Origin of the sequence: Yinghuangia sp. YIM S09857, assembly GCF_051388915.1 — a bacterium.
Lineage (GTDB): Bacteria > Actinomycetota > Actinomycetes > Streptomycetales > Streptomycetaceae > Yinghuangia.
This window is the reverse complement of the sequence record NZ_JBPKBH010000017.1, coordinates 1-20450: the sequence shown is the minus strand read 5'-3', so window position 1 is coordinate 20450 and position 20450 is coordinate 1. Positions and strand designations below refer to the sequence as shown.

General features: G+C 71.2%; 17 protein-coding genes. 10 read left to right on the top strand and 7 right to left on the bottom strand.

The features are described 5' to 3' along the window. Nucleotides 1-170 precede the first annotated feature (170 nt). The 3 genes from ACRX5S_RS29450 to ACRX5S_RS29440 all read left to right on the top strand — a co-directional run bounded on the left by ACRX5S_RS29450 (nt 171) and on the right by ACRX5S_RS29440 (nt 5223). Nucleotides 171-2549, top strand: coding sequence for an FtsX-like permease family protein (locus ACRX5S_RS29450; RefSeq protein ID WP_436776183.1), 2379 nt, complete (start codon nt 171-173; stop codon nt 2547-2549). Nucleotides 2550-2776: 227 nt separating this feature from the next. Continuing rightward, nucleotides 2777-3451 (top strand): D-alanyl-D-alanine carboxypeptidase family protein, encoded by a 675-nt coding sequence (locus tag ACRX5S_RS29445; protein WP_436776182.1) that lies wholly within the window; start codon nt 2777-2779, stop codon nt 3449-3451. 149 nt (nt 3452-3600) lie between these two features. Further along, a complete protein-coding gene (locus tag ACRX5S_RS29440; RefSeq protein WP_436776181.1) occupies nt 3601-5223 on the top strand; it encodes an AMP-binding protein in 1623 nt (540 codons plus the stop codon). Between the two features lie 151 nt (nt 5224-5374). On the opposite strand, the gene ACRX5S_RS29435 is transcribed toward ACRX5S_RS29440, so the two are convergent. Further along, complete coding sequence (locus ACRX5S_RS29435) at nt 5375-6130, bottom strand: LPXTG cell wall anchor domain-containing protein (protein ID WP_436776180.1); 756 nt, start codon at nt 6128-6130, stop codon at nt 5375-5377. A gap of 357 nt (nt 6131-6487) precedes the next feature. Here ACRX5S_RS29435 and ACRX5S_RS29430 point away from each other — a divergent pair, with 357 nt between their 5' ends. The 3 genes from ACRX5S_RS29430 (at nt 6488) to cysC (ending at nt 10176) form a co-directional block, all read left to right on the top strand. Continuing rightward, on the top strand, nt 6488-7060 hold the full coding sequence (locus ACRX5S_RS29430) for a hypothetical protein (protein WP_436776179.1): 573 nt from the start codon (nt 6488-6490) through the stop codon (nt 7058-7060). A 261-nt stretch (nt 7061-7321) separates the two neighbouring features. Continuing rightward, nucleotides 7322-9457, top strand: a complete 2136-nt coding sequence (locus ACRX5S_RS29425; protein WP_436776178.1) for a bifunctional polysaccharide deacetylase/glycosyltransferase family 2 protein — start codon at nt 7322-7324, stop codon at nt 9455-9457. Between the two features lie 134 nt (nt 9458-9591). Next, entirely contained in the window at nt 9592-10176 is a 585-nt protein-coding gene (gene cysC, locus ACRX5S_RS29420) for an adenylyl-sulfate kinase (RefSeq protein WP_436776177.1), read from the top strand. Between the two features lie 260 nt (nt 10177-10436). On the opposite strand, the gene ACRX5S_RS29415 is transcribed toward cysC, so the two are convergent. Next, on the bottom strand, nt 10437-12146 hold the full coding sequence (locus ACRX5S_RS29415; protein WP_436776176.1) for an MFS transporter: 1710 nt from the start codon (nt 12144-12146) through the stop codon (nt 10437-10439). Between the two features lie 405 nt (nt 12147-12551). Between ACRX5S_RS29415 and ACRX5S_RS29410 the strand changes: the two genes are divergently transcribed. The 3 genes from ACRX5S_RS29410 (at nt 12552) to ACRX5S_RS29400 (ending at nt 14959) form a co-directional block, all read left to right on the top strand. After that, the gene (locus ACRX5S_RS29410) at nt 12552-13406 is read left to right on the top strand and encodes an SDR family oxidoreductase (protein WP_436776175.1); all 855 of its coding nucleotides are present in this window, start codon (nt 12552-12554) and stop codon (nt 13404-13406) included. A 172-nt stretch (nt 13407-13578) separates the two neighbouring features. Continuing rightward, nucleotides 13579-13776: a hypothetical protein gene (locus ACRX5S_RS29405; protein ID WP_436776174.1), complete on the top strand. Its 198-nt coding sequence runs from the start codon at nt 13579-13581 to the stop codon at nt 13774-13776. Nucleotides 13777-14347: 571 nt separating this feature from the next. Next, a complete protein-coding gene (locus tag ACRX5S_RS29400) occupies nt 14348-14959 on the top strand; it encodes a dihydrofolate reductase family protein (protein WP_436776173.1) in 612 nt (203 codons plus the stop codon). Between the two features lie 116 nt (nt 14960-15075). On the opposite strand, the gene ACRX5S_RS29395 is transcribed toward ACRX5S_RS29400, so the two are convergent. Both ACRX5S_RS29395 and ACRX5S_RS29390 read right to left on the bottom strand, forming a co-directional pair. Then, a complete protein-coding gene (locus tag ACRX5S_RS29395) occupies nt 15076-16122 on the bottom strand; it encodes a TIGR03617 family F420-dependent LLM class oxidoreductase (protein WP_436776172.1) in 1047 nt (348 codons plus the stop codon). A gap of 36 nt (nt 16123-16158) precedes the next feature. Further along, a complete protein-coding gene (locus ACRX5S_RS29390; RefSeq protein ID WP_436776171.1) occupies nt 16159-17046 on the bottom strand; it encodes an enoyl-CoA hydratase/isomerase family protein in 888 nt (295 codons plus the stop codon). Nucleotides 17047-17134: 88 nt separating this feature from the next. Here ACRX5S_RS29390 and ACRX5S_RS29385 point away from each other — a divergent pair, with 88 nt between their 5' ends. Next, nucleotides 17135-17950, top strand: a complete 816-nt coding sequence (locus ACRX5S_RS29385) for an SDR family oxidoreductase (RefSeq protein ID WP_436776170.1) — start codon at nt 17135-17137, stop codon at nt 17948-17950. Between the two features lie 92 nt (nt 17951-18042). On the opposite strand, the gene ACRX5S_RS29380 is transcribed toward ACRX5S_RS29385, so the two are convergent. From ACRX5S_RS29380 to ACRX5S_RS29370, 3 genes are all read right to left on the bottom strand, one after another. Next, nucleotides 18043-18522: a MarR family winged helix-turn-helix transcriptional regulator gene (locus ACRX5S_RS29380; protein WP_436776169.1), complete on the bottom strand. Its 480-nt coding sequence runs from the start codon at nt 18520-18522 to the stop codon at nt 18043-18045. Between the two features lie 234 nt (nt 18523-18756). Continuing rightward, on the bottom strand, nt 18757-19680 hold the full coding sequence (locus ACRX5S_RS29375) for a cyclase family protein (RefSeq protein ID WP_436776168.1): 924 nt from the start codon (nt 19678-19680) through the stop codon (nt 18757-18759). 64 nt (nt 19681-19744) lie between these two features. After that, nucleotides 19745-20450: zinc-binding dehydrogenase (locus ACRX5S_RS29370; protein ID WP_436776167.1), on the bottom strand; the 706-nt coding region annotated here is incomplete at its 5' end.

Genomic DNA, 20450 nt, shown 5'->3' with positions numbered 1-20450 from the left:
GCGCGGGGGCGCTCGGGACTGCCCGGCAAACCGGTCCCGGCGGGCCGGCGGGTCCCTCGGGTCCGACAGGTCCCGGCGGCTCGGGCGGATCGGGCGGATCCGGTGGCTCGGGGGCCTGGGGCGGCGGGACCGGTCCGGATCGAGCGGGCTCACGGGCGGACTCGGTCGGGGTGACGGGCTACCGGCTGTGGTTCCGGGACCTCGCCATGGGTGCGCGGTTCGCGGGCGCGGGCGGTCGGGCGGGCAAGCTGCGCACCGCGTTCACCGTGCTGGGCATCGCGCTGGGCACCGCCCTGCTGCTGCTGGCCACCTCCGTTCCGAATCTCCTGGAGGCACGTGACATCCGCGGCGCCGCGCGGATGGAGAGCACCGTGCCGACGGACACAGCCGCGGGGCCGCACACGCTGCTGGTGATGTCGGCGGACACCCAGTTCCACGACGAGGAGATCCGCGGCCGCCTGATGCAGGCGGAGGGGGCCGACCCCGAGATCCCACCCGGGCTGCACCAACTCCCGCCCGCCGGAACGATGGTGGTCTCCCCCAAGCTTGACGAGCTGCTGAACTCCTCGGACGGCAAGCTGCTGCGCGAGCGGCTGCCGTACGAGATCACCGGGCACATCGCGGACTCCGGCCTCACCGGCCCGTCCGAGCTCGCGTACGTCGCGGGGAGCACGTCACTCACGACCGACACTGCCGAACGCGTCGACGGGTTCGGCAAACCGCGCATCTCGTCGCCGCTCGGGGCGCTGTTGACCCTCCTCGCGGTGACCGTCTTCGTCGCGCTGCTCGCCCCGGTCGTGGTCTTCGTCGCGGTCGCCTCGCGGTTCGGGGCGAGCACCCGCGACCGCCGGATGGCGGTGCTGCGCCTGGTCGGTGCCGACCGGCCGATGCTCCGGCGCCTCACCGCGGGCGAGGCCCTGGCCACGGCGCTGGGCGGCACGGCGGTGGGCGTGGCCTTCTTCCTGATCGGACGGCAGTTCGCGCGGTTCGTGGTGCTCTGGGACGTCAGCGTCTTCCCGGGGGACATCACTCCCCCGGTCGGCCTCGGGGCTCTCGTCCTCGTCGCGGTCCCGGCCGCCTCCGTCGCCGCGTCGCTCATCGCGCTGCGCGGCGTCACGGTGGAGCCGCTGGGCGTCGCCCGCCGGGTGGCCGTGGAGCCGAAGCACTCGTGGCTGCGCCTGCTGCCCGCCGTCGGCGGTCTGCTGCTGCTGTTGCCGATGCTGCGGGACGCGCGTGCCACGGAGACGGTGAGCGTCTACCGACTCGCCTTCGGCATACTCCTGATCCTGATGGGCGTGACGGCGATACTGCCGTGGGTGGTCCGCGCGCTCACGGCGCGGCTCGGTGCCGGCCCGACCCCCTGGCTGCTGGGGATGCGCAGGCTGCGCGCCGAGACGTCCGCCTCGGTTCGGGTCGTGAACAGCATCGCCGTGGCGGTGGCCGGGGCGATCGCGGTGCAGACGCTGCTGTCGGGACTGGAGTCGTCGTTCACCAAGTCGACCGGCTACGAACTCGATCGTGCGGACTCCTTTGTGAGCCTGTCCGCCAACGACCGCAGTCTGGAACGCCTGGGCGAACTGGCCGCGACACCTGGCGTCGCCTTGCTGGTGCCGTTCGCCGAGAGCGCCGCCGCGCTGCCGGGCGACGCCGCCTCCATGCAGACGGTCGTCGTTGCCGACTGCCCCGCGCTGCGCGAGCTGGTGAGCGGCGTGACGGACTGCGTGCCCGGCGACGTCTTCACGGTCGGCCTGGCCGCGGCGCAGACCCGCGACTCCGGCTCGCCCGGCCCGATCCGGGAGGCCGGGGACGGGCCGGGCCGCCCCGACCCGTCGGAGGCGGCCCCGGGCATCGTCACCCCGGGCTCGCTCCTCCAGGTCCACCTGCCCGGCGGGGCGGAGCAGTCCGTCCCGTGGACCGTCCCGGCGACGGCGAAGGAACTCCCGGCGGGCGACGGGCTGACGGTCGCATCGGGCCGCGGCGTGTACGCGACTCCCGAGGCGCTGGCGGGAACGGGTTACCGGATTCTGCAAGCCCGCGCGTACGCGAAGCTCGACCCCGCCGTCCCGGACGGCATCGAGCACCTGCGCAACGCGGTGGCCCAGGCCGATCCGGGCGGGCAGGTCTACTCGCTCAAGGAGACGACCGAGGTCCGGAAGTACACCAACATCAAGCGCGGGCTGTTCATCGGCGCCACCCTGACGCTGGTGCTCATCGGCGCGAGCATGCTCGTGTCGACGCTTGAACAACTGCGCGAACAACGGCGTCCGCTCGCGGTGTTGGCCGCGCTGGGCACGTCCCACCGCACCCTGGCGTTGTCGGTGCTGGCGCAGACCGCCGTGCCGCTCGTCGTGGGGCTGACTCTCGCGGCGGCGAGCGGAATCGGCCTGGGGATGCTGCTGCTGGGCCTTGCCGGGCGTCCGCTGCTGGTGGATTGGACGTACGTCGGCGCGATCACCGGTCTGGGCGGCGGCGCCGTCCTGGCCGTGGCCCTGGCCGGACTCCCACCGCTGTGGCGGCTCGTGAGACCGGAGAACCTGCGCACCGAGTAGCGGGCCTCACTCACAACTCATTACTCACAACTCATTACTCACAACTCACACCTGCAACTCACCCACAGGCCATCGGCGAAAGGACCGACGTGGCTTCTCCTTCGCATGACCCCATACGGAACGAATCCTCCTCGAACCCCGACTCCACACCCGGACAACCCGCCTTCGGGCGCCCCAATCGGGCACGCACGCGTTCGGAACCGGACGGCCGTCGCCGACGGGTCCCCGTGGTACTGCTCTGGGTGGGCGCGGTCACGGTGTCCACCGGCATAGGCACGGCGCTGGGCGCGACACTGTTCGGCGGCGATGACAACCGGACCGTGAGCATCGCGGTCACCGCGTCCGGAACCACACCGGCCGGCGGCGCGGGCGGCACCGCTCCCAAGGGTGCGCCCGGGGCGCCGAACCCGCGCGTCACGCCCGCCCCCGCCGTGCCCCCCAGGGACGGGGGTCCGTCCGCCACCCAGACGTTCACGCTGCGGTGTGACGGTGCCGGTACCGGCGAGGGCGATCTGCCGGATCCGGACGCGACCGATCCGAGCAAGCTGGCGGCCTCCGCGCGCGGCGCGTACGAGGAGATCCGGAAGGCCATGGCGGCGGCGGACATCGAGTTGTCGCTGCGTTCGGGCGCGCGCTCGTACCAGCACCAGCAACTGCTGTGGGAGACCGAGGTCGCCTGCACGGGTTCGACGGCCGAGGCCCGCAAGCGCGTGCTGCCGCCCGACGAGTCGTCGCACGTCAAGGGGACCGCAATCGACATCGCCCCCAAGGCGGCGCAGACCTGGCTGGACAAGAACGGCTCGCGGTACGGCTGGTGCCGCACGTACGACAACGAGCCGTGGCACTTCGAGTACGCCGCGAGCCACAAGTCGGGATGCCCGGCCCGCGCGCCGCACCCCTGAGCCGCACACACACGAGCCGCACACCCGAGTCGCACCCCTGAGCCACGAGCCCCGGCCGCGTCCCCGCCGAACTCTCGTTTCGGCACGCCGTGCCCGATACCGTCGGGTTCCGCCGTCCGGCGTCCAGGGATGTATCGGGAGGAACCCCCATGGAGCAAGCGCTGTCGTACGCGTCCGGCCCGACCGACTCGCCGCTGCTGGACGAGACCATTGGGGCGAACTTCGCCCGCACGGTCGCCGCGTATCCGGACCGGACGGCGCTCGTGGACAGGGCGGCGGGGACGGCGTACACCTACCGGGAGTTGGCCGCGGCCGTGGACGCGTTCGCCCTCGGGTTGCTGGCCCGGGGCATCCGCCCCGGCGACCGGGTGGGCATCTGGGCGCCGAACCGGGCGGAGTGGGTGCTGACGCAGTTCGCGACGGCCCGGATCGGGGCGGTGCTGGTGACCGTCAACCCCGCGTACCGCACGCACGAACTGGAGTACGTGCTGCGGCAGTCCGGCATCCGCCTGCTGGTCTCCGCCCCGGTGTTCAAGACCAGCGACTACCGCGCGATGGTCGCCGAAGTTCGGGACGCCTGCCCGGAGTTGGCGCAGGTGGTGTTCCTGGACGGCCCCGACTGGGACGACGTCGTGGCGGCCGGACGCGGGACCGACCCGGCCCGCCTCGCCGAGGTCGCGGCCACCCTGCACCCGGACGACCCGATCAACATCCAGTACACCTCTGGGACCACCGGGTTCCCCAAGGGCGCGACGCTCACGCATCGCAACATCCTCAACAACGGCTGGTTCGTGGCCGAGTTGCAGGGTTGGACGCACGAGGACAAGGTGTGCCTGCCGGTGCCGTTCTACCACTGCTTCGGCATGGTGATGGGCAACCTCGGTGCGGTGGCGCACGGTTCGTGCATGGTCATCCCGGCCCCGGCCTTCGACGCGGAGGCCACGCTGAAAGCGGTCGAAGCGGAGCGGTGCACGGTGCTGTACGGCGTCCCGACGATGTTCATCGGGGTGCTCGCCGACCCGGGGTTCGCCTCGTACGACCTGTCCGGCCTGCGCACCGGGGTGATGGCCGGCGCTCCGTGCCCGGTCGAGGTCATGAAGCGCGTGATCAGCGACATGGGCATGACGGACGTGACCATCTGCTACGGCATGACGGAGACCTCGCCGGTCTCGACGCAGACCAGGGTCGACGACAGCCTCGCCCAGCGGGTGTCCACGGTCGGTGCGGTGCACCCGCACGTCGAGATCAAGGTGGTGGCCCCGGACTCCGGCGAGGTCGTGCCGCGCGGCGAGGCGGGCGAGTTGTGCACGCGCGGGTACTCCGTGATGAAGGGCTACTGGGACGAGCCGGAGAAGACCGCGGAGGCCGTCGACGCGGACGGCTGGATGCACACGGGCGACCTGGCCGTGATGGACGCGGACGGGTACGTGAGCATCGTCGGGCGTATCAAGGACATGGTGATCCGGGGCGGCGAGAACATCTACCCGAGGGAGATCGAGGAGTTCCTGTACACGCACCCGGACATCGTGGACGCGCAGGTCGTGGGCGTACCCGACGACAAGTACGGCGAGGAGCTGATGGCCTGGGTGAAGGTGCGCCCGGGCGCGGAGGCACCGACGGCGGAGTCGCTGCGCGCCTTCTGCACGGGCAAGTTGGCGCACTACAAGATCCCGCGCTACGTGCACGCGGTCGAGGAGTTCCCGATGACCGTGACCGGGAAGATCCGGAAGGTGGAGATGCGGGAGCGGTCGATCGAGCTGCTGGGACTGTAGGCCGAACGCAAAGACGCGGTCCGGCCGGAGCATCCATGTGCTCCGGCCGGACCGCGTTTCCCGGCAAGGCCGTTGGCCACGGCCCCGGAGAGGCCGTCAGCCGCAGGTCATCAGGCGCATGCCGTCAGGCACAAGCCCCTCAGGCCGGACGTCAGGCGGTGTTCGCCCGGCGGCGCAACAGGTATCCGCCGACCACGAGCGCGGCCGCGGCGGCGAGGATGCCGCCGACCGCGATGGCGCCGGTGGAAGCGAGCGAGCCCCCGTCGCCGTCGGTGTCAGCACCACCGGTGGTGGCCGGGGCCTCGGAGGAGGCTCCCGACGGAGCCGCCGACTGCGTGCTCGACGGCGTATCGGACGGCGACGGGGAGGATGTCCCCGGCGGCGTGGTGCCGGTCGTCGGCGGCTTGCTCGTCGCCGGCGGCGTGGTGGCCGGCTTCGTGGTCGGCGGCTTCGTGGTGGCCGGCGGCGTCGTGGACGGCGTGCCGGGGCAGGTGTGCGACAGGTTGAAGAACTTCACCGGTTCGCCCTGGGTCTCCGCGCTGGCCGCGACCAGCTTGGCCCCGACGGGCGAGAAGGCGTACGCGTGCTTGTCCGTCGGCGGACCGAAGTCGGTGATGACCTGCTGGCCGCCGGGCTCGAAGGTGACGGTCAGCTTGGTGAAGACCGTGGTGTTGTCGCTGCCCGGGAGGACGAAGTGCCAGCCGTCCTGGCCGGCGGAGATACCGGGGCACCCGCCCGGCCCCTGCTGCTCCACGCCCTTGTCGGTGGCGGTGATCGGCAGGTCCTGGTGGAACGGCGGTTCGGACGTCTCGTTGCCCGTGGCGTGCGCGGGCGCGAGGCTCGCGGCCAACGCGAGGGCGGGCGCCGCGAGTACGACGGCCCAGCGGGCTGTGGAGCGGTTGGACATCGAGGGAGCCCCCGGGGATCGAGGACGCGGCCCGGCCGGGTAAGCGGCGGGCGGCGCGTGAGGACCGATGGTTTCAGGACAAGTCCTGGATTTATCGTCGGCCCGGGTGCTCGGTCAAGATCGGATTGTCCGTTTGGCTTCCGACGCCCCAATTGACCGCACAGGCAATGACAACAATTTGCACCAACCAGGCGTTGTCCACGGCGATTTGGGACAACCACCGCTCGGCCTCCACACGAACGACGGCGGACGTCCCGCCAACCGGACAGGCCCGCCGTGGACCGCCGCTCGGCCCAGCGACCCCGTCGTGGAGAACGTCGGCCAAAGGCCGAAAGTCTCTGGTTAGACTGCGCCGCCATGGCGACCTCCTTGCCCCCAGATGGCCCTCACCCGGGTCACACTCGCGGCATTCACGGCCTGCAGGGCAGTGATTCCGACGACGGTGAGCAGATATTCGTCGACACCAGCGGACGCCGGAAGCGGTGGACGCGGCGTGCGGTACTCCTCCTGTGCCTGCCGCTGGCCGCCTACCTGGGACTCCTCGCGACCGGCATCGTCTCGTCGTCGCCGCTCGGCACACCGCCGTGGGTCGCCGACCAGCCGCAGAAGCCCGAAGGCGACAAGCCCGCCGACAGCGGCGCGGACACCTCGCCCAAACCCTCGGCCACCGGCAAACCAGGGGCATCGTCGAAAACTCCGCGCCCGACCGGAGGCGCCCCGGCCGCCCGCACCCCCGCGGGCGGCGCCGCCGCGTCCCCCGCCGGGACGACGGGCTCCACGTCCCCCGGCAATCCTCAGACTCCCGGGGCCACTCCGACCGGATCGCCCGACGCCGGAGCGACGTCCACCAAGCCGGGAAACGCCCCGGTGGAACCGCCCGGTCAGACGCGTCGGCCCACGTCGGCCAACACCAACAAGGGCGGGCACTGAGTGGCCGGTCGCCGCCGCAAGGGGCGGGGCGTACCGGAGCCGAGACCGTCCGTTCCACCCGCTCCACGACCGGCCGACCCGTCGCACCCGAGTCCGTCATCCTCGCGCCCGGCGGCGCCGAGTCCGGCGACGCCGAATCCGCCGGCCCCCGCTCCCTCACCGCCGGCTCCCCCGCGCTCCGGTCCGCCGCCGCAGCCCAAGCAGCCGCGTCCGCGCGAGCCGAAGGCGCACTGGGTCCTCCTGGCGTTCGTCCTGACGGTGGTGGCCTCCGCGCTCCTCCTCGACGGATACGCCCGGCACACGGTCGGCGCGTCCGGCAGCAGCAAGTCGGACGACGCGTCCTGCGCGCCCGCCCCCGACGGCGTGCGCGGCGGCGGACCGGTCATCCGTACGACGGATTCGGGCACGTCGTCGGCGTCGATGCCCGACCGGACCATCGCGCTCACCTTCGACGACGGCCCCGACCCGACGTGGACGCCGCGTGTTCTGGAGGTACTGGCCCGGCACAACGCGAAGGCAACCTTCTTCATGGTCGGCGCCGAGGCGGCCGAACACCCGGGTCTGGTGGCACGCGTCCACGACGCGGGCCACGAACTCGGGACGCACACCTACACGCACGCGGACCTCGGATCGCTGGCGGACTGGCGCGCCGACCTCGAACTCTCCCTGACCGACAACGTGCTGGCCGGCGCCGCGGGTGTGCGCCCGCGCCTGCTGCGTCCCCCGTACTCCTCCGTGCCGTCCGCCCTGTGCGGGCGCACCTGGGAGGCCGTCCAGCGGGCGGGTACGCACGGCTACCTGACGGTGGCCACCGATCTGGACTCCAAGGACTGGCAGCGTCCCGGGGCCGCGAAGATCGCCGAGTCGGCGACACCGCGCGACGGACGCGGCGCGGTGGTCCTGCTCCACGACGGCGGCGGCGACCGCGCGCAGACCGTCGAGGGACTGGACCTGCTGCTGACCTCGTTGGAGAAGCAGGGCTACCGGTTCACCACCGTGTCGGAGGGTCTGGGGCTGCCGCCGGCGCCGCGCGCGGACAGCGGTGCCCAGTTGCGCGGCGACGCGATGATCTGGGCGCAGCGGGCGGCCCGTGTGTTCGCCGTCGGGATGTCGTGGGTGCTCGGGGTCGCGGGTGTGCTGACCGTGATGCGCCTCGTGGTGCTGCTCGTGGTCGCGCGCATCCACGTACGCCGCGTGGCGCGTTCGCAGAAGCGCCGGTTCCGGCTGCCCGAAGTGTGGGAGCCGGTCTCGGTGATCGTCCCGGCGTACAACGAGTCCGCGGGCATCGAGGCGACATTGCGCTCGCTGGCCGCCTCCACTCATCCCGAGGTCGAGATCGTCGTCGTCGACGACGGGTCGAGCGACGGCACGGCGGACATCGCGGAGTCGCTCGGCCTGCCCGGCGTCTCGGTGATCCGGCAGCGCAACGGCGGTAAGGCGTCCGCACTCAACACCGGCATCGCCTGGTCGAGCCACGAACTCGTGGTGATGATCGACGGCGACACGGTCTTCGAACCGGACGCCGTCCACCGCCTCGTGCAGCCGTTCGCCGACCCTGCGGTGGGCGCCGTGAGCGGCAACACGAAGGTGGGCAACCGGCGTGGCATCCTGGGGCGTTGGCAACACCTGGAATACGTGATCGGGTTCAATCTCGACCGCCGCATGTTCGACGTCCTGGAGTGCATGCCGACCGTGCCGGGTGCGATCGGCGGCTTCCGGCGCAGCGCCCTCAACGGCGTCGGCGGGGTCAGCGAGGACACCCTCGCCGAGGACACCGACCTGACCATGGCCTTGTGTCGCGCCGGCTGGCGGGTCGTGTACGAGGAACGCGCGCTGGCTTGGACGGAGGCCCCGGAGTCGTTGCGGCAGCTCTGGCGGCAGCGCTACCGCTGGTGCTACGGGACGTTGCAGGCGATGTGGAAGCACCGCGGCGCGCTGCTCGAACGCGGCGCGGCCGGCCACCTCGGCCGCCGGGGGCTCCCGTACCTGTTCCTGTTCCAAGTGCTCATGCCGCTGTTGGCACCCGTCGTCGACGTGTTCGCGCTGTACGGTCTGCTGTTCCTGGACCCGTGGCAGAGTCTGGGGATCTGGTCGGCCTTCATGGTCGCGCAGTTGCTCACCGCGATGTACGCGCTGCGCCTGGACCACGAGCGCATGACGCCTGTCTGGACGCTGCCGCTCCAGCAGTTCGTGTACCGGCAGTTGATGTACCTGGTGGTGATCCAGTCCGTGGTCACGGCCGTGCTGGGCAACAGGCTGCGTTGGCACCGCATGCACCGCACCGGCTCGGCGGGCGCCCAGCTCGCGCAGACGGCGGGGCCGAGGACGGGACTCGGCGCGGATCCGGACGCCGCCGCGAGCAGCCCTCCAGGCGGGTCGCCGAGTCCGCTCCGGTGACCCGCGCGCCCGCCCGGGCCCGTCCGCGGCGTGCCGGACCACACACGAAACCGCACGGGATTGTTCGACCCCGCCCCGGTAACGTCGCGGTGATCGGTACGCAGGCGCGGGGTGCGGGAACGGAGCGGACGCGGATGAGCACGAACGTGGTGTGGCACGGCAGCGGCGTGGGACGGCTGGAGCGCCCCTGGCGCGGTGCCACGGTGTGGTTCACGGGCCTGTCGGGCTCCGGCAAGTCGACCGTGTCGGTGGAGACCGAGCGGCTGCTCGTGGCGCGCGGGATCGCGGCGTACCGGCTGGACGGCGACAACCTGCGGCACGGCCTCAACGCCGACCTGGGCTTCGGCGAGGCGGACCGGACCGAGAACATCCGCCGGGTCGGCGAGGTGGCGCGCCTGTTCGCGGACGCGGGCGTCGTGGCGCTGGTCCCGGTGATCAGCCCGTACCGGGCGGACCGCGACCGGGCCCGGGAGCTGCACGAGCGCGACGGCGTGCCGTTCCTGGAGGTCTTCGTCGACACCCCCATCGAGGTGTGCGAGAGCCGCGACCCCAAGGGCCTGTACGCGAAGGCGCGGGCGGGCGAGATCCGCGACTTCACCGGTATCGACGCACCGTACGAGGCGCCGGTGAAGCCGGAGCTGCGCCTGACCCCGGAGGACGGCACCCCGGCCGAGCAGGCCGCGCGCCTGGTCGCGGAGTTGGAGCGGCTGCGCGGCTGACGCGCGTGATGCCTGGTGGGCGGCGGTGCCGGTGGGCGGCGGCGTCGGTGGGCGGCGGCGTCGGTGAACCGACCGTGCGCCTGACGCGCGTAATGCTTACGCAAAAAATCCCCCACGGCACACGAGAAGATCCCCCGGGACGCCCGTCCCGGGGGATCTTCTTGTCCGAAGCTTTGCTTCAGCGAGGCGAACGACTCGCCTCAGCAGGCAAAGGCCTGTGCCTCAGCCGACGTCAGCCGACGCCGGCCGACGAGCGAGCGTCAGGCGTTCGCGGGCTCCTTGGCCGCCGCGCCCGAGCCGCCGTCCGGGACCGCGCCCTCGTGGCCCAGGCCGCCGGTGGCCTTGTTGCGCCCGTGCTTCATGACGATCGCGATGGCGAGGCCGAGGAGGCCCGCCACGAGGGCCAACCAGAAGCCCTGCACGTAGGCGTCCGTCGTGTACACCTGCGGGATCTCGTTGGTGGTGATCTGCTGGGTGGCCGGGTTCGGCACCGAGACCTCGAAGGCGTTGCGGGTGAAGATCGGCGACAGCAGCGCGACACCCACTGAGGCGCCGAACGACTGGGCGACGACGAGCATGCTGGACGCGATGCCCTGCTGCTCCTGCGGGACCGCCTCGATCATGAGGTTCGGGGCCGCCGAGTAGTACATCCCGAAGCCGATGCCGTAGACGACGCCGCAGATCAGCATGACCTGCCAGTTGTTGTGCAGGAAGACGTACATCAGCATGCCGGCGGACAGCAGCGACATGCCCGCGATCATCGGCTTGCGCAGGCCGCTGCGCTGGCCCCAGGCACCGGCGACCGGGCCCGAGATCATGCTGCCGATGGACTGCCAGATGGCCAGGTGCAGGGCCATCGCGAGCATCGAGAACCCGAGCGCGTAGTTCAGGTCGTCGTTGAAGCCGATGCCCTGACGCATGCTCTCCAGGAGGCCGCCGATCATGCTGTCCGGGGTGCCCGCGGCCCGCGCCCCGGCCTCGGTCTGGGCGAGCGTGCCCGCGGTGATCTGGCCCTTGAGCTCGTCCGACTCGGGCGTCTGCGCCATGTAGCTGGTCAGGTAGTTCTGCATGCCGATGATCATGTTCGCCAGGAAGGCGATCGCGATGACGGCGGCGACCTTCGGGGCGGTCAGCAGCTTCATGTCGATCAGCGGCTGGTCCTGGCGCTTCTCCCAGACCACCCACAGGCCGATCACGATCAGGCCGCCGACCGCGTAGCCCCAGGCGGTGGGCTCGCTCCAGCCCCAGTTCTCGCCCTGGCTGATGTAGAGCAGGATCATCGCGAGGCCGACACCGAGGACGACCGCGCCGACCCAGTCGAGCTTCTGGTGCACGCGCAGCTTGGTCTCCGGCACGAACATGACCAGCAGCGGGATCGCCACGATCATGAAGATCGCCAGGAACCAGAACAGCGAGCGCCACGAGTAGTGGTCGGTCAGCACGCCGCCGAGGACCGGGGCGAGGGCGGCGGAGAGGCCGAGGCCGGTGGCCGAGACGCCGATGGCGACCGGGATGAACTTGCGCGGCATCAGGTCGCGGATGAGGCCGTAGACGATGGCCGTCATGCCGAACGCGACCGCCTGGAGCGCACGGCCGACCAGGAACATCGTCCAGTTGTCGGTGGTCGCGCACAGGAGGGTGCCGGCCAGGAAGGCGACGCTGCACGCGAGCAGCATGCGCTTCTTGCCGTACAGGTCGGACAGCTTGCCGATCAGCGGGCTGACCGCACCGCCGGTCAGGCCGAGGATGACGATCATCCAGGAGATGTTCTCGCCCTGCTCGGGGAACGAGGGGGCGATCTTGGGGACCGCGGCCGAGATCATCGCGTACTGGAGGGGCACGACCTCGGAGAAGAGGACGATGATCGCCAGGATGCCGAAGAGCTTGCCCTTCGAGGCACCGTCGAGGCGTCCGGTGTCGTCCGAGACCTGTGGGGGAGGTCCTGCGTCGGGTGCTGCGGTCTCAGACATGTGGGCCTGTCCGTTCTGTGCTGTGCATTAAGCCGTGTGCGAAGCGAGCCGAGCGTGCACGTGACACGTGTCACCACGAGGGCGCACGTGTCCGCTTTTGACAAAACAAGGGGTGGCCGGACGGCGGTTCAGCGCTCTTCCGAGAGCTGCCAACCGAATCCCTGTTCGGGAATCCGATCCGACTGGTTGACAGTGTTTAGCATGTCGTCACGGTCCTGTGAAGACACATCTCCGCGCAGAGTGGTGTTGTGTCACGTCTGTGAGCGCGGTCATAACTGACACACCGTCAGGTGAACAGCATCACTCCTGTCGGTGAAAAGTCAAGGTCTGGACGTGATGGCCGCTACGGGGGCACAATCCTGGGCGGTCGTGCCCGTTTCACGGCCCGCAGGCGGAGGGGGACGCGTGGTGGACGGCGACGGCGGCGGTGCGGACGGCGGGCCCGGCAGCGGCTCCCACGGCGGCCCCGACAACGGCACGTACGACCTGGTCGGCAAGGTGGCGGTGGTCACCGGCGGCGCGTCCGGCATCGGCTACGCGACCTGCCGCGCGCTGATCGACGCCGGGGCCCAGGTGGTCGTCGCCGACATCGACAACGCGGCCGGGCAGCGCGCCGCGGACACGCTCGGCGCCTGGTACGGCGAGCTCGACGTCACCTCGCCCGCCCACTGGACGCGTCTCGTCGAGAACGTCACCAAGGTCTTCGGCGGCATCGACATCGGGTTCCTCAACGCGGGCGTCGACACCGGCGGTGCCGGAATCGCCTCGCTCACCGACGCCCAGTACCGCCGCATCATGGCGATCAACGTCGACGGAGTCGTCTTCGGCGCCCGCGCGCTGGTCCCCGCGCTGGAGGCCCGCGGCGGTGGACGGCTGGTTGCCACGTCGTCCCTCGCGGGCCTGGCCGCGTTCCCGCGCGACCCCGTCTACACCGCGACCAAGCACGCGGTGGTCGGGCTCGTCCGGTCGCTGGCCTCGGACCTGGCCGAACGGGGCATCACCATCCACGCGGTGTGCCCCGGGCTGACCGACACCCCGCTGCTCGGCGGCGCCAAGGCGTACCTGGAGGCCCAGGGCATGCCACTGCTGCGCGCCGAGGACATAGCCGCCGCGGTGCTGGGCTGCCTGGCGTCGACGGACACCGGACGCGCGTGGGTGGTGCAGGCGGGGCGGGAGCCGGTGCCGTACGACTTCCGCGGTGTGCCGGGTCCCGCGGGCGGCGTGAAACCGCCTGCCGGGTTCGGCGATCCGTCGTTGTGATCACGGCGGCGTCCGACCGATCGCGGTCTCGGGTGGGCTTTTTCTGACACGTCCGGGCGGGGCGCGTCACCCGTTGGGGTGGTTTCCGGAGAAGTGCGTGCCGGTACCGGGGCTCGGAGGTTGACTGGTTCGCTCACTGCCTTCCGGTCGATTCCCGAGGAGGGGACGCGGCATGAAAATCGGCGACCCGGTCATCGCCAATTCCGACATCGAGAGCTGGAGCAAGCCCTATGTCCCGCAGAACGCGGAGGGGGTGGTCACCAGCGTCGGGTTCCGGGGGGTCTCGGTCGCATTCACGGTCCCAGGCGTCATGGGGGGCACGCGCCAGGTGACGGTGACGGTGCGTCCGGACCAGGTGCTCCCGCTCTGAACTCCGGTGCCGGCCGGGCCGGTTGCCCGGAGGGAGCCCGATCGGCGCGTCGTCCCCGAGCGACGACGCACCGACGCGCGGCCGAATTCCGGCCGCGGAGCGGCCCTTTGGTACCCGCGTCGCCGACCGCGGGGTACGGTCCGCGGTGCGGCGGGAGGCGGGCGGGCCCGGACCTACGCCGTGCCGTCGCCGACGACAGGGCTCGCGTACTTGCCGCCGCCTCGTGCGGCGGCCGTTGCCGTGATCTCGATGCTCTTCACGTCGTTCATCCTGCTCAGCGGCGGTACGCGCAACAACGGCAGTTCTCGTAACGACCGTTAAGCGAGGCTTCACGAACAGCAGCACGGGTTGGTTGCCGCCACCCTGACGTCGCCCTGACGTCGCCCTGACGTCGCCCTGACGTCGCCCTGACGTCGCCCGGACGCCACCGGTCGCCACCGGACGCCACCGATCGCCACCGGATTGGACGCCGTGTGGAAAACAATCCGCGGCAGCGATGAGTTCGGGTGCGGCCCGCCGTCCTAACTGGTGACACGGCAGGCAGCGCACGGACCCATCGGAGGCACCCACCATGAGGAAGATCACCGCCGGACTGTTCATCTCGCTCGACGGCGTCGTCGAGAACCCGCACGAGTGGCACTTCCCCTACTTCAACGACGAGATGGGCGAGGCCGTGGGCGCGCTCGCGACATCCGCCGACACGATGCTGTTCGGCCGCGAGACGTACGAGAGCTTCGCTGGGGCGTGGCCCGAGCGCGAGGCGGGCGGGGGCGAGGACGCGGGCTTCGCGAAGGCGCTCGGCGACATGCGCAAGATCGTCGCGTCGCACCGCGAACTGACGTTCACCTGGCGCAACTCCGAGCAGCTCCGGGGCGATCTGGTCGAGTCGGTCACCGCACTGAAGGCGGAACCGGGCGGGGACATCTCACTGAGCGGATCGGTGTCGGTCGTACGCCAGTTGCTGGCCGCCGGACTGGTGGACGAGCTGCACCTGCTCGTTCACCCGATCGTGCTGCGCAAGGGCCTGCGGCTGTTCGGCGAGGGCGAGACCGCGCTGCCGTTGGCACTCAAGTCGTCGACGACTTTCGGCACCGGTGTCGTCCACCTCGTGTACACCCCGGCTGCGGCCCCCGGCGACGCCGGATACGACGAGGCGAAGGCGCACCTGGTGCAGGGTCAGTAGCTCCACCGAGTACGCGAGTGGGCCTGGTCCGAGCGCTCGGAGCAGGCCAACTCGCGTGTTCGGGCGGAGAGTTGAGTGCCGCAGACGGACGGCCGGTCGGGGAACCGACCCAGGAGCTAGTCCGACAGCTTGCGCCAGTCGGCCGCCACCGCGGCCCAACGCTCCACATCCGCGGGTGAGTTCCAGGTGCTCACCGCCGAGTACGCGATGAGCCGGTCTGCCGCGCCCCGGTAGCGGTCGGCGAGTGCGGCGGCGAGGCCGTCCCAGGGCGCCGAGACGGTGAGCGCGTCCAGCACCTCGTCGGTGACGGCGGCGGCCATGCCCGCGGTGTCCTTCGCGGCGAACAGGCGGTTGAGGGACGGCTGGAGGTCGTCCCATCCGTGCGTCTCGAAGACCTTGGCGTAGCCGGGTGTGGACCCGTAGAACGCGAGCCGCATGCGGAGCTTGTCGCGCTGCGCGGCGATCTCCGCCTCGGTCTCGCCGGTCGCCGTCATGACCGGGACGACCACCGTGACGTCGGTGGCGGTACGCCCGACGCGCGCGGCTCCGGCGGCGAGTTCGGGGCGTACGACCTCGTCGAGGTAGCGGGTGCTGTGCAGCGGGTGCACGTGCAGGCCGTCGCCGAGCTCGCCGATCATGCGGAGCATCCACGGGTTGACGCCGGCGAGGTAGATCTCCGGGTCGGGCAGGTCGGTCGGGCCCGGCGACCACTCCGGGGTCATGAGGCTGAAGCGGTAGAACTCGCCCTGGTAGCGCAGGCGTTCCTCGCCACGGAAGGCGCGCCAGATGGCGCGTACCGACTCGACGTACTCGCGCAGGCGGGGGCCGGGGTGGTCGAACTCGGCGGAGTAGCGGCGCTCGACGTGCGCGCGGACCTGGGTGCCCAGGCCGAGGACGAAGCGGCCGCCGGTCGCCTCCTGGAGCTCGCGGGCGGCGGCCGCGGCGATCATCGGGCTGCGCGCGAACGCGACCGCGATCCCGGTGCCGACGGTGAGCGAGGAGGTGGCGAGCGCGGCGGCGGTCGCGGCGCCGAACGCGGTACGCCCGCCCTCGGTCAGCCACAGTCCGTCGAACCCGGCGCGCTCCGCGTCGGCCGCGGTGGCACCGGTCTCGCGCAGGCCCTTGCCCGCGGCCATGACGTCAAGAGGGGGAAGTTTCGGCACAGTTCGGCTCCTGAGAGGTTGAGAAGTGGAGTGGATTCAGGACGTGGAGGGCGCGCCGGGTGGCTCCGGGTCACCGGTGCGGCGCTCCATCTCCCGCACGCGGTCCCACTCCTCCGTCACCCTCGCCGTCCACTCCGGCGGGCGGCGTTCCATCCAGGCGCGGGGGCCCTCCTTCGCGTCCGGGGTGCCCATGAGCAGGCGGTGGTACGCCGTCTCCAGCTCCTCGATACGGTCCCCCTCCCCCGTCTCGTCCAACCACAGCAGGCGCTTGCTCAGTGCCGACGACAGGGGGTTCACGTTCTCGGCGATGTCCCGCGCGGTCGCCAGGGCCGCCGGCAGGACCTCGTCCGCGGGGAGCGCGCGGGAGGCGACGCCCAGGGCCACCGCCTCGGCGCCGAGGAAGGTGCGGCCCGTCAGGAGGATGTCCGCGGCGACCGCCCGGGAGGTCGCGCGGGCCAGCGTCCAGTGCGACCGGGCGTCCGGGACCATGCCGCGCCGCACCTGCGGCACGGCGAGTTTCGCGTCCGCGGCGACGTACCGGATGTCGCACTCCAGCGCGAGCGTGAGCCCGATGCCGATCGCGTGCCCGTTGATCGCGGCGATCACCGGCTTGCGCACCCGGAAGGCCGGCGGCGAGATCGGCGAGGCGGTGAACTCCCCCGGGGATGCGGGCGCGTCGAAGCTGCCGGAGGACGGCGCGATGTCCGCCCCCGCGCAGAATGCGCGTCCCGCACCGGTCAGCACCACCGCGCGCACGCTGTCGTCCGCGTCGCATCGGGCATACGCTTCGCCGAGGGCGACGCCCATGCCGCCCGAGAACACGTTCAGCCGGTCCGGCCGGTCGAGGGTGACGACGGCCACGCCGTCGGATACGTCGAGCCGAACTGGCGGCCCACCTGCGGAAGTGCTTGTCGTTGTGCCCACCCGCCGACGCTAGGCAGCACTCTTGACCGTGTCAAGCGACGGTTATACGTTGACCACGCTCCCGCACCACCCTGGAGGAGATGCCCACATGACCAGCCCGTTCAGCTACGCAGGCAAGCGCGTCGTCGTCACCGGCGGCTACTCGGGAGTCGGCGCGGCCCTGGTCGAGCTGCTCGCCGAGCTCGGTGCGGAGCACATCACGGTCCTGGACGTCAAGGAACCCACGGGCTCTGCCCACAAGTTCGTGCAGACCGACCTGAACGACCCCGCCTCCGTGGACGCCGCGATCGCCGCGATCACCGCCGACGGGCCGCTGGACGTCCTGTTCAACAACGCGGGCGTGGCCGGAACGCTCCCCGCCCCGGTGGTCTTCGGCGTCAACTACCTCGGCCTGCGCCGCCTCACCGAGGCCCTGGTCGACAACGGCACGGTCCGCGAGGGCGGCGCGATCGTGAACACCGCCTCCATCGCCGGCTTCGGCTGGGGACCGCACCTGGAGGACATCAAGGCGCTCATCGCGATCGACGGCTGGGACGAGGCCCAGGCGGAGCTGGCGACGCGCGAGGTCGAGGCGTACTCCTACTCCAAGGAGATCGTGCAGGTCTACACGATGCACTACGCAAAGACCGCAGCCGCCAAGGGACTTCGCGTCAACAGCATCTGCCCGTCGCCGATCGACACGCCGCTGCTGCCGGACTTCCGCAAGACGATGTCCGACAAGGTCATCGACTGGAACGTGTCGCAGGGCAACGGCCGCCTGGCCACCGGGCTGGACGTCGCGCTGGGCCTCGCGTTCCTGGGGGCTGACGCGTCCGGCTTCATCAACGGCGTCAACCTCAACCTGGACGGCGGCTTCAACGCGAGCCTCACGGTCGGCAACGTCGACTTCTCCGGCCTGGCGTAACCGGCTGCGCGGACAACGGCACACAGCCGAAGGCACAACAGGCGAACCGCCCCGGTGGCAGCATCTGCCCCGGGGCGGAAGCCCGCCGCCGCTCAGGCGGACTCGTCCTCGACGGTCCCGTGCAGCTCGGTCGCGGCCATGTCCTCGACGAAGCGGTTCAGCAGCACCGCGAACGCGGCGCGGTCCTCCTCGCTCCACTTCGACAGCATCTCGTTCAGGTGCTGGTCCATCACCGACGTGAGGCGGCGCCGCACCGCGTCGCCGCGCGGCGTCAGCGAGACCAGGCTGACGCGGCCGTCGTCGGGGCTCGGCGAACGCTTGACGTACCCCTCGCGTTCGAGCTGGCCGACCTGGCGGGCGGTGGCGCCCGGGTCCATGTTGGTCAGCCGGGCGAGCTCGCCCATCGGCAGCGGCCCGGCCTTCTTGACGCGGCGCAGCAGCACGTACGCGGGCTGCGAAATGGTGGCCCCGGCGACCGCTGCCTGGCGCGCGTAGACTCGGCGGCTGGCGTTGCGGCGGAAGAGGGCTTCCAGTGCCCGCTGGATCGCGTCGACATTGTCGGTGGAGTTCACGGTGCCATCGTACCAGTACTTGACTTCGTCAATTGAATAATCCGATTTCCGGAACGTCGCGCCGGACCGGGAAATCCCCGCCCGCAATCCCCGGCGGCCGCCTCGGTCTCGACGGAGGAAACGAGACCGAGACGGCCTGTCGGCCACGGCAAGCCGTACGGGTCATTCCGTCCGGCCCGCCGAAAATTCGGGGTCCTTCCGAACCATCTCCGAACTATGGCAGCGCCCGCCCGTTCAGACAATGGCAACCGGGTTGATGGGGCTGCCCGTTGCCCCGGTGACCGGGAGCGGTGTCACGGTGAGCAGACACGACCATGTGCCGGCCTCGGCCATGCCCGCGGCGAGGTCGGTCAGCCACAGGTGCTCCATGAGCGGTACGCCGGACTCCACCAGCAGCGCGATGTGCACCGCGAGGAACGTTTCGTCGTCGAAGGGGATGACCTCGATCGCGCTGTTGTCCGAGCCGACCGCGCTGATGTCGTGGTCGCGGATGTACGACACGGCGTCGAGCCCCAGCCCCGCCTGCGCGAACGACACCTCGCGCCCGGCCGACGTCTCGGTGCGCCAGTTGTCCAGGTGGCCGGTGCGCACCAGCAGCGCGTCGCCCGCGCGTACCTCCACACCCTGCGCCTCGGCGCATCCCTCCAGGTCGGCGCGGGTGATGGTGGCCCCCGGCTCCAGGAAGTCGACGCCCTGGTGGCGGGGCAGGTCGAGCAGCACCGCGCGGGTGGCGAACGCCCCCAGCTTCTCGATGCCGCAGCGCTCGGCACCGGTGTGGGTGCGGAACGTCGACGCGTCGAACCCGTTGTAGAACTTGCCCCGGTGCTGCACGTGGCACAGCGCGTCCATGTGCGTGATGCTGTGCGACGCGATGACCAGGACGTCTTCGTTCGCCCCGACCTCCTTGCCGCCGGGGAAGTCGTCGAACATGTTGTCCGTCTGGCTGGTCAGCGTCAGCCGTTGGGGCGCGCCCCGGTAGTCGAAGACGGGCGCGCCCTCGCGCTGGATGGGCAGGCCGAGCGCGTACGCCTGACCCGTCCGGACCTCGTGCGCCGCCGCGGCGACGCCCTTCGGCTCGATCAGGTTGAGCGTGCCGCGCTCGTCCTCCTCGCCCCAGCGGCCCCAGTTGCCGATGGCCGTGCCGGACTGCTGTTCCATCTGATCCTCCCCGAACCTCGGTGGAACGCGTTCTCAATATTCGGACACGGCCGACCGGCTCCGGTCAGAAAGCAAGTACGCCGCGCGCGATGCGGCCGTTGTGCATGTCGTCGAGAACGTCGGTGAATGCGTTCGACGGATAGACCTTGGACACCAGCGCGTCGAGGTCGAACTTCCCCTGCCGGTAAAGCTCGACGATCGCCCGGATGTCCTCGTGCGGCCGGACGCCGCCCGCGCGCGTACCCAGGATTCCGCGGTCGCACTGGAGGAGATTGGCGATTCGGATGTTCGCGGTGGCGGTCTGCGAAGGCTGCCCGACCGCGATCAGCGTCCCGCCCCAGTCGAGGGCTTCGAGGGCGTTCTCCAGAACCGCCGGAACACCGGTGCATTCGAAGATCCAGTCCACGCCGCCCGCGCCGAACGTGCCGACCTTCTGGTCCTCGCTGTACGGGAACAGCGTGCGGATCTCGTCGGCGACGTCGACGCCCTTGCCGGCCTGTACGAAGTCGGTCGCGCCGAACTGCCGGGCCAGGTCGAACTTCCCGGGGACCGTGTCAATGCCGACCACGCGCCCCGCGCCCTTGAGGCGCAGCGCCTGCACCGCGGCGAGGCCGACGCCGCCGAGTCCGATCACCGCGGCGGTCTGACCGGGCAGCACGTTCGCGCGGTTGAGCACCGCGCCGGCGCCGGTCACCACGCCGCAGGGGACCAGGCAGGCGGAGGTCAGCGGCACGTCCTTGGGGATCGTGACGCACTGGATCTCCTTGACC